This window comes from Aurantimonas sp. 22II-16-19i, from assembly GCF_002088275.1.
Taxonomy (GTDB): domain Bacteria; phylum Pseudomonadota; class Alphaproteobacteria; order Rhizobiales; family Rhizobiaceae; genus Jiella.
On record NZ_AQQS01000004.1, the window covers coordinates 110,213 to 122,644 of the forward strand.

At 67.0% G+C, this 12,432-nt stretch carries 13 protein-coding genes; 8 read left to right on the plus strand and 5 right to left on the minus strand.

From position 1 onward, the window contains the following. Positions 1-55: 55 nt before the first annotated feature. Entirely contained in the window at positions 56-1,579 is a 1,524-nt protein-coding gene (locus ATO4_RS05820; RefSeq protein ID WP_245308590.1) for a D-alanyl-D-alanine carboxypeptidase, read from the minus strand. Positions 1,580-1,996: 417 nt separating this feature from the next. On the opposite strand from ATO4_RS05820, the gene ATO4_RS05825 reads away from it, so the two are divergent. The 5 genes from ATO4_RS05825 to ATO4_RS05845 all read left to right on the plus strand — a co-directional run bounded on the left by ATO4_RS05825 (position 1,997) and on the right by ATO4_RS05845 (position 6,808). Next, positions 1,997-2,413, plus strand: a complete 417-nt coding sequence (locus tag ATO4_RS05825; RefSeq protein WP_083590491.1) for a phasin family protein — start codon at positions 1,997-1,999, stop codon at positions 2,411-2,413. Between the two features lie 243 nt (positions 2,414-2,656). Beyond that, entirely contained in the window at positions 2,657-3,013 is a 357-nt protein-coding gene (clpS, locus tag ATO4_RS05830) for an ATP-dependent Clp protease adapter ClpS (RefSeq protein ID WP_139802284.1), read from the plus strand. A gap of 8 nt (positions 3,014-3,021) precedes the next feature. Further along, the gene (clpA, locus tag ATO4_RS05835; RefSeq protein ID WP_083590492.1) at positions 3,022-5,520 is read left to right on the plus strand and encodes an ATP-dependent Clp protease ATP-binding subunit ClpA; all 2,499 of its coding nucleotides are present in this window, start codon (positions 3,022-3,024) and stop codon (positions 5,518-5,520) included. Positions 5,521-5,702: 182 nt separating this feature from the next. Further along, positions 5,703-6,446 carry an AzlC family ABC transporter permease gene (locus ATO4_RS05840; RefSeq protein WP_083590571.1) on the plus strand — a complete coding sequence of 248 codons (744 nt, stop codon included), beginning with the start codon at positions 5,703-5,705 and terminating at the stop codon, positions 6,444-6,446. Next, the gene (locus ATO4_RS05845; RefSeq protein ID WP_083590493.1) at positions 6,446-6,808 is read left to right on the plus strand and encodes an AzlD domain-containing protein; all 363 of its coding nucleotides are present in this window, start codon (positions 6,446-6,448) and stop codon (positions 6,806-6,808) included. The genes ATO4_RS05840 and ATO4_RS05845 overlap by 1 nt, the downstream gene beginning before the upstream one ends. A gap of 490 nt (positions 6,809-7,298) precedes the next feature. On the opposite strand, the gene ATO4_RS05850 is transcribed toward ATO4_RS05845, so the two are convergent. Then, a complete protein-coding gene (locus ATO4_RS05850) occupies positions 7,299-7,739 on the minus strand; it encodes an HIT domain-containing protein (protein WP_083590494.1) in 441 nt (146 codons plus the stop codon). Between the two features lie 142 nt (positions 7,740-7,881). Here ATO4_RS05850 and ATO4_RS05855 point away from each other — a divergent pair, with 142 nt between their 5' ends. Then, positions 7,882-8,136, plus strand: a complete 255-nt coding sequence (locus tag ATO4_RS05855; RefSeq protein WP_083590495.1) for a type II toxin-antitoxin system prevent-host-death family antitoxin — start codon at positions 7,882-7,884, stop codon at positions 8,134-8,136. A gap of 8 nt (positions 8,137-8,144) precedes the next feature. Continuing rightward, the gene (locus tag ATO4_RS05860; protein ID WP_176222873.1) at positions 8,145-8,582 is read left to right on the plus strand and encodes a type II toxin-antitoxin system VapC family toxin; all 438 of its coding nucleotides are present in this window, start codon (positions 8,145-8,147) and stop codon (positions 8,580-8,582) included. A 46-nt stretch (positions 8,583-8,628) separates the two neighbouring features. Here the strand turns inward: ATO4_RS05860 and ATO4_RS05865 are convergent, their stop codons facing one another. Genes ATO4_RS05865 through ATO4_RS05875 form a run of 3 tightly spaced genes read right to left on the minus strand, consistent with a single transcriptional unit; the run spans position 8,629 to position 11,158 of the window. Next, positions 8,629-9,912: a GNAT family N-acetyltransferase gene (locus tag ATO4_RS05865; RefSeq protein WP_083590497.1), complete on the minus strand. Its 1,284-nt coding sequence runs from the start codon at positions 9,910-9,912 to the stop codon at positions 8,629-8,631. A 39-nt stretch (positions 9,913-9,951) separates the two neighbouring features. Continuing rightward, on the minus strand, positions 9,952-10,689 hold the full coding sequence (locus ATO4_RS05870; RefSeq protein ID WP_083590498.1) for a glycerophosphodiester phosphodiesterase family protein: 738 nt from the start codon (positions 10,687-10,689) through the stop codon (positions 9,952-9,954). Between the two features lies 1 nt (position 10,690). Further along, positions 10,691-11,158 (minus strand): RidA family protein, encoded by a 468-nt coding sequence (locus tag ATO4_RS05875; RefSeq protein ID WP_083590499.1) that lies wholly within the window; start codon positions 11,156-11,158, stop codon positions 10,691-10,693. A gap of 136 nt (positions 11,159-11,294) precedes the next feature. Here ATO4_RS05875 and ATO4_RS05880 point away from each other — a divergent pair, with 136 nt between their 5' ends. After that, the gene (locus tag ATO4_RS05880; protein WP_176222874.1) at positions 11,295-12,410 is read left to right on the plus strand and encodes a DUF1849 family protein; all 1,116 of its coding nucleotides are present in this window, start codon (positions 11,295-11,297) and stop codon (positions 12,408-12,410) included. Positions 12,411-12,432: the final 22 nt, after the last annotated feature.

The window sequence follows — 12,432 nt, forward strand, 5'->3', positions numbered from 1 at the left end:
ATGCCCCGCGCGTTCTCTTAGATTTCGTCCCGCCGCGCGGCGGCGGGAATGAAGCTCAGTTCGCGACGGCGTAGCAGTTGTAGGAGCTGCGCTTCAGCGCCGCGCAGGCCTTCCACGCCTGGTCCTTGCTGCCGAAGCCGGCGAACCGGGCCCGGTAGAGCGTGCTGCCACCGGTGTCGACGCTTTCGGTGAAGGGCTCGGCCGTCGCCAACTCGGAGCCTGCGGCGCTTTTGGCCTTCTTCAGCATCGCCATCGCCTGGGAGACTGAATCCGTCGCCGCGATCTGCACGACCCAGGGCGAGGAGGGCGTCTGCTGCTGCACGACCTTGGCCGCGGTGTTGCGATCGATCGAGCCGGTGGCCTCGCCGTCGACCGAGGCTTCGCGCAGGAGCGAGGCGCTGGTCTGGGGCATCGCCCGCTGGGCGGCCGGACGGGCCAGCGGCAGGATCGCCGCCGCCGCGCCGGACCGGCCCGGGCGCTCTTCGGTGAGGGCGGCCCTGATCGCGTCGCGGCCCATCAGCGGCCTTGCCGTCGGCATCGGCATGCGCGCCGCGACCTGGTCGCCCTCGTCGCTGCCATAGGCCATGGCGATCCGGTCGTTGATCGAGATGCCGCCGGCGCCGGGGCGGAAGTCGGGCACGGGCCCGCGCTTCGGCAGATCCGGCATGGCGGCCGCCACCTGGACGTTCGGATTGGGCGCGGCGGCGATCAGCGGGCCGCCGTCGCGGCGGCTGGCCTTCGGCATGGTGCGCTTCAGCAGATCCACCATGTGGTCGTCGCGCGAGCGGCCCGAGGTGCCGCCCATGACGACGGCGACGACGCTCTTGCCCTCGGTCTTCACCGACGAGACGAGGTTGAAGCCGGAGGCGTTGATATAGCCGGTCTTGATGCCGTCGACGCCCTCGTAGCGGTTGAGGACGCGGTTGTGGTTGCCGATCCGGTGGCCGCGGAAATTGTAGGAGCGGATGGAGAAGTAGCCGTAATATTCCGGGAAGTGCTCGCGCAGCGCGATGCCCAGCGTCGCCATGTCGCGGGCGGTCGTTCTCTGCTCGGAATTCGGCAGGCCATTGGCGTTGCGAAACTCGGTGCGCGTCATGCCGAGGCGATGGGCCTTGTCGGTCATTCGCCGGGCGAACGCCGCTTCCGACCCCGCCAGGAATTCGGCAATGACGACGGCCGCATCGTTGGCCGAGCGCGTCACCAGCGAACTGATCGCCTCGTCGACCGTCAGCGTGCTGCCGACGCGAAGCCCGAGCTTCGAGGGCGGCCGGGCGGCGGCATAGGCCGAGACCGGCATCTTGTCGGTCTTCTTGATCTTGCCGCCCTTCAGCGCCTCGAAGGCGAGGTAGAGCGTCATCATCTTGGTCAGCGACGCGGGATAACGCAACTCGTCGGCGCGGTCCTGGTAGAGAACCTTGCCGTTGTTCGCGTCGATCACGAAACCGGCATATTTCGGATTGGCGGCGCCAGCGTCACCCATCCCGCCGGCAAGCGACAGACCCGTGCCGACGATGGCGATGGCGAGCATCCTGGACAGGGTTCGGGCGGTGCTTCTCAGATGCGTCAGTTCGAATGGCACGCAAAAACTCTTCGATCGTGTTGTTGGCACGGCGAGGTTTCGTTCCCTCCGCTATCGATCGGCCGGGATGCGGGGACTAACCTCTGGTTGGGCCCTTTTGATGACGAGGAGGTTAAGCCGCGTTCGCTTACCAATCGGTTTATATCATTCGCATTGCGTTCACCCTGCTCACCTTTTTCCGTTGATCCCCGGCAATCGGGGGTGACGAAAGGTCACGCCCGGGTGCTGGTGTGGTGGCCGGTGTGGCGGCCTGCGCCGTGCCTGGCGCGCTCCGATGGTGCGCTGCAGCAATTCTGCTTGTGTCGATTTGTGCGATGCAATATATTGGGCTCGTCATTAACAGCGGGGACCACGTGAGCGCCGGAAGAGCGTACGCGACCTTCGCGGAGACGGTATGGACCGGAAAGGACGAGACCCATGAACATGTATGAAGACGCCGGCAAGATGACCAAAGAGGCGATGGACAACGCGCTCAAGTCGTTCGCCGCGATGAGCAAGGGCTTCCAGCAGATCAGCACCGAGACGGCTGATTTCATCAAGCGGTCCTACGAGACCCAGACCGCGATGATGGAGAAGATCTTCCAGGCGAAGACCCTCGACAAGACCATTGAGCTGCAGAGCGAATATGCCAAGACGACCTACGAGACCTGGGTCGCGCAGATGACCAAGATCGGCGACATCTATGCCGACATCGCCAAGCAGACCTACAAGCCGTTCGAGCAGACGGTGGCGGCAAGCTCCGACACCATGACCAAGGTCGCCGACAAGACCGCGGCCGCCACCAAGGAAACCGCCGTCACCGCCGAGAAGAAGGCGGTTGCGGCCGCCAACTGACCTGCGCCGGGACGCAGGTCTGCGCTGCGGGTGGCTGGCGGCGGACCGCGCGCCGCCGACTGACGAAATTGATCGAGAGGCCCGGTTCCAGCCGGGCCTTTTTGCGTTAGTCTCTCACCGGACGACGCGCGGCGACGACCCCGCGGGGGATGCGTCGCAAAGGCTCCTTAAATTCTCATGACACGTGCATACATACGACCCATGGCGATGCTGGCTGAACGGACGGAAGCGGGAATGGACGAGATGCTGGGCGCGAGGCCGGCGAGGCTCCAGGACAATGACAAGGACGGCGGCGGCGGCACCGATCGCGGCACGTCGGTCATCACCCGGACCAAACCGAAAACCAAACGTCCCAGCCTTTACAGGGTCCTGCTTCTGAACGACGATTACACTCCGATGGAGTTCGTCATCCATGTTCTGGAGCGCTTCTTTCAGAAGGACCACGAGGCCGCGACGAGGATCATGCTGCACGTGCACAATCACGGTGTCGGCGAATGCGGCATCTACACCTTCGAAGTGGCGGAGACGAAGGTCACCCAGGTCATGGATTTCGCCCGTCAGCACCAGCATCCGCTCCAATGCGTGATGGAAAAGAATTGAGGTGAAGCTTGCCGACATTTTCGCAAAGCCTTGAGAAGGCACTTCATCAGGCGCTCACTCTTGCCAACGAACGACATCAGGAATTCGCGACGCTCGAGCACCTGCTTTTGGCCCTTCTCGAGGACAAGGACGCTGCTGCCGTGATGCGGGGCTGCAGCGTCGATCTCGACCTCCTGCGCAAGAACCTGACCTCCTACATCGACACCGAGCTCGCCAACCTCGTCACCGGGCACGAAGAGGACTCCAAGCCGACCGCCGGTTTCCACCGGGTGATCCAGCGGGCGGTGATCCACGTCCAGAGTTCCGGCCGCGAGGAAGTGACCGGCGCCAACGTGCTCGTCGCGATCTTCGCCGAGCGCGAGAGCCATGCCGCCTACTTCCTGCAGGAGCAGGAGATGACCCGCTACGACGCGGTCAACTTCATCTCCCACGGGATTTCCAAGCGCCCCGGCGCCTCGGAGAGCCGGCCCCTGCGCGGCGCCGAGGACGAGGCCTCGACCATCGGCCAGGAGGACGAGGGCAAGCGCAAGGCGGCGCCCGACGCGCTGACGGCCTATTGCGTCAACCTGAACGACAAGGCCCGGGGCGGCAAGATCGACCCGCTCATCGGCCGCGCCGAGGAGATCAACCGGACGATCCAGGTGCTGTGCCGCCGCTCCAAGAACAACCCGCTCTATGTGGGTGATCCCGGCGTCGGCAAGACGGCGATCGCGGAAGGCCTCGCCAAGCGGGTCGTCGAGGGCGACGTGCCGGACGTCCTCGCCGACGCGACGATCTTCTCCCTCGACATGGGAACGCTGCTCGCCGGCACGCGCTATCGCGGCGACTTCGAGGAGCGGCTGAAGCAGGTCGTCAAGGAGCTCGAGGAGTATCCGGGCGCCGTGCTGTTCATCGACGAGATCCACACGGTGATCGGCGCCGGCGCGACGTCGGGCGGGGCGATGGACGCGTCCAATCTTCTGAAGCCGGCGCTGTCCTCCGGGGCGATCCGCTGCATCGGCTCGACCACCTACAAGGAGTATCGGCAGTTCTTCGAGAAGGACCGGGCCCTCGTCCGGCGCTTCCAGAAGATCGACGTGAAGGAGCCGTCCGTCGACGACGCGATCGCGATCATGAAGGGGCTGAAGCCCTATTTCGAGGACTTCCACCGGGTGAAGTTCACCAATGACGCGATCAAGTCCGCGGTCGAGCTGTCGGCCCGCTACATCACCGACCGCAAGCTGCCGGACAAGGCGATCGACGTGATCGACGAGACCGGGGCGTCGCAGATGCTGCTGCCGGAATCCCGGCGCAAGAAGCAGATCGGCGTCAAGGAGATCGAGGCGACGATCGCCACCATGGCGCGGATCCCGGCGAAGGCGGTGTCGAAGGACGACGAGGAGGTGCTGGCCCATCTCGACGAGCAGCTGAAGCGCGTCGTCTACGGTCAGGACGAGGCGATCGCCAATCTCGCCTCGGCGATCAAGCTGTCGCGGGCGGGCCTGCGCGAGCCGGACAAGCCGATCGGCTCGTATCTCTTCTCCGGCCCGACCGGCGTCGGCAAGACCGAGGTGGCGCGTCAGCTGGCGTCGTCCCTCGGGGTGGAACTCCTGCGCTTCGACATGTCAGAATACATGGAGCGGCACACCGTCTCGCGGCTGATCGGCGCGCCTCCGGGCTATGTCGGCTTCGACCAGGGCGGTCTTCTGACCGACGGCGTCGACCAGCATCCGCACTGCGTCCTGCTCCTCGACGAGATCGAGAAGGCGCATCCGGACCTGTTCAACATCCTGTTGCAGGTCATGGATCATGGCCGCCTGACGGATCACAACGGCAAGCAGATCAACTTCAGGAACGTCATCCTGATCATGACGACCAATGCGGGCGCGGCCGAGATGGCCAAGGCCAACATCGGCTTCGGGCATTCGCGGCGCACCGGCGCCGACGAGGAGGCGATCAACCGCCTGTTCACGCCGGAGTTCCGCAACCGCCTCGACGCGATCATCCCGTTCGGCGCCCTGCCGACGCCGGTGATCCACCAGGTGGTCGAGAAGTTCGTCATGCAGCTCGAGGCCCAGCTCTCCGAGCGGGGCGTCGTCTTCGAGCTCTCGCCGGAAGCCGTCAAGTGGCTCGCCGACAAGGGCTATGACGAGAACATGGGGGCGCGGCCGCTGTCGCGCGTCATCCAGGAGCACATCAAGAAGCCGCTCGCCGACGAGGTCCTGTTCGGCAAGCTGAAGCATGGCGGCACCGTCAAGGTGCTGGTCGTCGACGACGGCGCGGGCGGCACGAAGATCGCCCTCGAGGCGATCGCCGACGAGGTGCCCCCGCCGCGCGCCAAGCGCTCGTCCGAGCAGAAGCGCGCCGACGGCGCCAAGAAGAAGCCGGTCGCGGTGGCGGCCGACGGCTCGGATATCGACGACGCGCCGGAGGACGACGAGGACGGCGCTGCGCCCGCCGCCGAGGCGCCGGCGCCGAAGAGCCGCCGCGCGAGCTCGGTGCCGAAGGTGCCGCGGCGCTCGAACTGATGGCGGCAGGCGCGGTCCTAACGCGGCGCCTGCGCTCGACGATCCGATTGACGGCCATGGCCGTCTGTCCACCGATTGACGGCCATGGCCGTCGGTCCCTATGACGACAGCGGCCCGGCCGGCGTGTTGCGCTGGCCGGGCCGTCTTTCGTTGAACACCCGCCCTTGGAGCCGGTCCGGCTCATGACAGCCCCCGATCCCGAATTGCCCGAGCGCTCGACGGCCCACTGGATTCTCCTCGGCATGAAGGGGATCCTCAGCCCGCCGGCGCTGATCCTGACGACGGCCTTCTTCGGCTTTGCCGGGCTCTGCCGCGAGGCCGGCATCTCCTGGCAGGAGGCGGCCTTCATGACCGCCGTGGTCTGGGCGCTGCCGGCCAAGATCATCCTGATCGGCGCCATCACCGCCGGCACATCGCTGCCCGCCGCCGCCTTCGCCGTCGCCCTGTCGTCGCTGCGCATGACGCCGATGGTGGTGGCGCTGATGCCGGAGCTGCGCGGCGCGAAGACGCGCACCGCGACGCTCCTGTTCCTGTCGCATTTCGTCGCGATCACCGCCTGGGTGTTCGCCATGGAGCGCATGGAGAACGTCCCCCGGGACAAGCGGGCGGCCTATTTCGGCGGCTTCGCGGTGACGCTGACGGCGATCAACACGGTTCTGGTCGCCGTCGTCTTCAACCTGATGGGCCAGCTTCCGGCGCTGGCGACGGGGGCGCTGGCCTTCCTGACGCCGGTGTATTTCTTCACCTCGCTCTATGGCTCGGCGCGGGATGTCTCCGGCCGACTGGCGCTGTTCTGCGGCATGGCGGCGCTGCCGCCTGCGCATCTGTTGTCGCCCGGCTACGAGCTTCTGGTCGCCGGCATCGGCGGCGGGATCGTCGCCTATGTCGGCGGGCGCCTTCTCAAGGCGCGGCGGGAGGCGGCCTGATGTCGGAGTGGGCCTATTCCAACGTCGTGCCCTGGTGGCCCTACGCCTTCATCCTCCTCGGTGGCTGGCTGCCAACCGACATGTGGCGCTATCTCGGCGTCCTTTCGGCCAATCGCATCGACGAGACCGGCGAGGCGGCGGCCATCGCCCGCACCATCGCGACCGCGCTGGTGGCCGCCGTCATCGCCCAGCTGGTGTTCTATCCGTCCGGCGCGCTCGCCGACATCCCGACCTGGGTGCGCGTCACGTCGCTGGCCGCGGGCTTCGCCGCCTTCGAACTGTCGCGGCGGCGGATCCTCCTGGGGATCCTGGCGGCCGAGCTGGTGATCGGAGGATGGGCGCTGGTGGCGGCGTCGGGGTGAGGGACGCCTTCTGGCGAGCGGGCCTTCGACCGCGGCGCCGGGGCTATTCTCGGCCTGGCGGACATCATCCCGCGGGTTGCTTCGCCCTCCAGGGGCTCTGGTGTGGAAGCGGCGCGAGCGACACCGCATTTCAGAGGTGTGCGGCCAATCCCCCGTCCTTCGAGGCTCGCCTTGCTCGCACCTCAGCATGAGGGATGGGGAGACCGCCGCGGCGAGCATCGTCGCGAACGATGCCGCAGCCTCTCCTGCCGCCTCATCCTGAGGCGCGACGACGAGCGCAGCGAGGCGGAGCCTCGAAGGGCGAGGGGGCGCCGCGCCACGTGTGACGCTGCAACCTTGTCGAACCCGTCCCGGCGCAACGCCGCGACAACAAGGTGCTGGCAGCTAGAGGGGCGGGTACCGCAGGTCGTGAACGAGAGTGGCAAGAGCGGAGCGCCCTCGCCAACCAGCGCAAGACGAAGAATTGGCTGGGCACCTATCGTCGGGGCACCTATCCCTTCGCCAGCTCCGCCCGGATCGCCTCGGCGTGGTCCTTGAGGGTCGCCATCGGCACGTCGCCGAAGGCGTGGCGCGTCAGCTCGACACCCTGATACATCGGGATGACGTGGAAGTGCAGGTGGAACACCGTCTGCCCGGCCGCCTCCTCGTTGAACTGCGCGATCCGCACCCCGTCCGCCGAGAACGCCGCCTTCGCCGCGCGGGCGAGCTTCGCCACCTGCGGCATCACCGCCTGCAGCGTCTCGTCGGAGGCGTCGAGAAGGTTGCGCGCGGGCGCCTTGGGGATCACCAGGCAGTGCCCCTTCGACTGCGGCATCACGTCCATGATCGCGAGGGCGACGTCGGTCTCGAAGAGTTTTTCGCTGGGGATCTCGCCCTTGAGGATCTTGGCGAAGAGGTTGCCGTCTTCATAGGGGGGGAGGGCGGTGGTCATGGGGGCTCCGGAAGCTGTGATTCGTCGAGCCGGATGGTAGTCGCAGGGGCGATCTTGTCGATGGCGTCGGCACGCCTCGTCTTGCAATTGCAGACAAAGCGTTCGACATTAATTTCGGTAAAAGCCACCCGATGGACAGCACATGTCGAACGTCACTTTGCAGGATGCCAAGGCCGACCTCTCGAACGTGGTCGACCGTGCGGCGCATGGGGAAATCGTGAGGATCACGCGCGACGGCATCGCCGTTGCAGCGATCGTTCCAATCGAAGCCGCGGATGCCGCACGCGACGCGGCGGCGAGGCGAAAGCCGGGGCTGGTCGACCATCTTATGGCGTTTCCAGGAGACGACGCGGATCTGGAACGCAATCGCTCTCCCTCGCGAGACGTCGATCTGTGAAAGGCTATTTGATCGACACCAACGTCATCTCGACATTGGCGCCGAGGAAGAAGACTTTTTCACCGAGCTTCGCACATTGGCTCAGGCAGACAGATCGGGACGGACTCGTGTTCATGTCGGTCGTTACGCTCCATGAGCTCGAAAGAGGGATCGAGCGTCTCGATCTCAGGGGCGCAACAGCCAAGGCTGGCGAGCTTCGCAAGTGGCTCGAGACGGTGCTCGTGGAGTTTGGCGGCGCGTTCCTGCCAGTCGATCTTCCGACGGCGGCACTGTCCGGCAAGCTGGAAGCTCGTGCCATCGCTCGTGGCGGGAACCCTGGAATAGGAGATGCCCTCATTGCGGGAACGGCGCATGTCAACGGGTTGACCGTCATCACCGAAAATGCGCGCGACTTCGCGATGTTCGGCGTCTGTCATCTCTTGCCGAGCCAGGCAGCCTCGATTTGAAAATCTCGATTCGATCCGTGCGTTCGGCACGGCTCGGATCTCGACGCTATCCCCGCCTGAACGGCGTGTGCTCGCCCAGCACCTCGACCACCCGCTCCACCTCGTCGCGCTCGGCCTCCAGATAGTCGCGGATGGCGCGGCGAAGGCCGGGATGGGCGATGTAGTGTGCCGAGTGGGTGGTCACCGGCTCATAGCCCCGCGCGATCTTGTGCTGGCCCTGGGCGCCGGCCTCGACGACGGCGAGCTTCCTCTCGATCGCGAAGTCGATCGCCTGGTGGTAGCAGAGCTCGAAATGCAGGAACGGATGGTCCTCGATGCAGCCCCAGTTGCGGCCGTAGAGCGCCTCGGTGCCGATGAAGTTGAGCGCGCCGGCGATGTAGCGGCCCTCGCGCTTCGCCATGACCAGGAGGATGCGACCCGCCATCCGCTCACCGATCAGCGAGAAGAAGCGGCGGTTGAGATAGGGCCGGCCCCATTTGCGGCTGCTGGTGTCCATGTAGAAGGCGAAGAAGGCGTCCCAGGCGGCCTCGGTGAGGTCGCTGCCGGTCAGCCATTCGACCGTGACGTCGTTCGCCAGCGCCTCGCGGCGTTCCTTCTTCAGCGCCTTGCGCTTTCTCGAGGCGAGGGTCTCGAGGAACCGGTCGTAGCTGTCATAGCCGTGGTTGAAGAAGTGGAACTGCTGGTCGATCCGGTGCAGCCAGTCGGCCTGTGACAGGGCGGCGACGTCGGCAGGTTCCAGGAACGTCGCGTGGACGGAGGAGATGCCGGTCTGCGACAGATAGGCCCGTGCGCCGGCCGCCAGCGCGACGCGGCGCGCGTCTGCCTCCGGGCCGGAGCCGACGAGGAGCCGCGGCCCGGTGACCGGCGTGAACGGCACCGACATCTGCAGCTTCGGATAATAGTCCCCGCCGGCCCGCTCGAAGGCGTCGGCCCAGCCGTGGTCGAAGACGTATTCGCCCTGGCTGTGGGACTTGAGATAGGCCGGCGCGACGCCGACGATGGCGCCGCCGGCATCCTCCAGAACGAGATGCTGGGGCAGCCAGCCGGCCCGCTCGCCGACGCAGCCGGCATCCTCCAGCGATGTCAGGAAGGCGTGTGAGAGGAACGGGTTGCCGGGCGAGGGGGCTGCATCGGCAGCGTCCGGCGTCGCCGCGATCGGGACGGCGACGTCATCTGCCTGCTGATCTGCTTGCGGATCTGCCTGCGGGGCTTCGGCGCCCGCGAGGCGCGTCGTCGCCAGCCGGTCCCAGGTCGCCGCGTCGACCGCGGCGATCCTGTCGGCGACCCTGATCGTGATGGCCGCTTCGGCGGGGTCTGGCTGTTGCCTCATACCGGCAGAAGTAACCCTTCCCCGCCGCAGCGCAAGGGATCACTGTTGCGGCGCAAAGTCCTCGAAGGTGATCTGGTCGGCATGGAGCCGGCTGACCGCGTGTTCCGCCTCGTTGCGGACCGTCCAGGAGATCGCCGGCGCCTGCCTTTCGCCCCGCACGAAGTCGACGAAGGCATTGGGCAGGTCGTGGACGTCGTAGGACACGAAGTCGCAGCCCCGCGAAAAGATCTCGCGGTGGGCGGACAGGACGCCGGCGCGCTTGCCGTCGGCCGTCAGCCCGATCGGGCGCTCGGCCGGGCGGTCGGCGAGCATCTGGTCGATCAGCCACTCGTCGAAGGACATCAGCGCCAGATGGCCGGGATAGGCGTCGATCAGCGGCTTGACGCGGCTGAAGTAATCCGGGTCGCGGGTCTTCTCGGCGCCCTTCAGCTCCACCACCAGCGGCACCTGGCCGTGGACGAGGGCGAGGAACTTCTCCAGCGTCGGGATGCCGGACGTCGTGCGGCCGAGGGTGAGGCCGGCGAGATCGCTGTCGGACAGGGCTGCGACGGCGGCGTGGCGGCCGGTCATCCGGTTGGCCGTGGCGTCGTGAAAGACGTGCGGCGTGCCGTCGGCCGACATCTGCACGTCGCATTCGATGGCATAGCCGGCGGCGATCGCGGCGAGGGCGGCCGGGACCGAATTTTCCGGGATGTCACGGTTGCCGTCGTGGAGGCCACGATGGGCGATCGGCCGTTCCACCAGCCAGCGGAACGGTCCGTCATAGCGCGTCGTCACGTCAGGCGATCTCGAAGGTGGCTTCGACCTCGACGGCGGCGTTCATCGGCAGGGCCGGGACGCCGACGGCGGAGCGGGCGTGGCGGCCCTTGTCGCCGAGGATCTCGACGAAGAAGTCCGAGGCGCCGTTGGCGACCTTGTGCTGTTCGGCGAAGGACGGGTCGCTGGCGACGAAGACGGTGATCTTCAACAGCCGGCCGATCTTCGACAGGTCGCCGCCGAGCGCCGATTTCGCCTGGGCGAGCACGTTGATGGCGCAGAGCCTCGCCGCCTTCTGGCCGGTCTCGACGTCGACCTCGGTGCCGTGCTTGCCGGTGACGGCGAGGGCGCCGTTCTCCATCGGCAGCTGGCCGGAGGTCTGCAGGATCGCGCCATAGGTGACGGTCGGAATGTAGTTCGCGGCGGGGGCGGCGGCTTCGGGCAGGGTGACGCCGGCGGCGGAAAGGCGCGCTTCGATCGTGTCGGCCATGATGTTGTCTTCCTCTTCTGACGCGAATAGGACCGAAGATCGGGTGTTCTGCAGTGCGGCAGATCGCGACCTTCGGCGCAGAACGGCTTTCAGCGTTCGGTAGCCCATCCTCGCCATGAGTGAAAGATCGAACTTCATGACGCCACGAGCCGTTTTCCTGCCCGTCCTCGCCTCCGGGCTCCTCGCCGCCGCGGCAGGCCTCGCGCCCGGTTCCGCCGGCGCGGCGGAGCCGGTCCGGCTCGCGCCGCACCGGGCCGCCTATGACGTCGGCCTCGACCAGGCGAGCGAGCAGCTTCTCGGCGTCGACGGCAAGATCGCGGTCGCCCTCAATGAGACCGGCGACTGCGCCGGCTACGGCATCGACTACCGCTTCGTCGCGCGGTTCATCAAGGATCAGGAGATCGTCGTCACCGACCAGCAGGTGCGCCTGAGCGAGAGCCGCGACGCCCGGAGCTTCGGTTTCGACGCCGAGAGCTTCATCGATTCCCAGCCGGACACCACCACCAAGGGGACGGCGACCATATCCGAGGACGCGACCGTCGTCGCCTATGACGAGCCGGAGGCGCGCGAGGTCACGCTGCCGCGCTCGACCTTCCCGGTCCAGCACACCCGCGAGATCATCGCGGCGGCGAAGGCCGGCGTGCCGATCATCGAGAGCCCGGTCTTCCAGGGCGACGCGGATGCCGAGAAGCATACGACGAGCACCGTCATCGTCATGCCGCTGGGCAAGGACGCACTGGCGCAAGAGATCGCCGGCTATGGCGCGCGGCCGGGACAGGCGGCGGACGAAGCGCTGCCCACGGGCTCCGATGGCCCCGAGTCCGATGGCTCCGAGGCGGTGACGCCCGAGGCAGGCGAGCGCGAAGCGGATGCGCCCGCTTCGGACGCGCCCGACGGGGACGCGGCCGCGGCCGCACCGCAGGACCGGGCCGGCGGACGGGCCGACGACGGCTCCGAGGGCAAGCGCGCGGACGACGCGAAGATCGCAGAATCGCAGGATCCGGCCGCGTCCGCGCCGGAGGCCATCGCGGCCCGGCTCGCGGGCCTCGCGGCCTGGCGGATCAGCGAATCCTTCTACAACTCCGACAGCAACGAGAACGGCCTGCCGGTCTTCGAGACGATCTACACGCTCTTCGAGAACGGCGTGACCGGCAATCAGATCCTGAAATTCGATGGCTATGCGCTGAAGACCCGGCTCGTCAGCCTCGACATGCAGGCGGCGGCGGCGTGCCCGGCTCCCGAAGCCGATTGAGGGGCCGTCCGGGCGGCCGCTG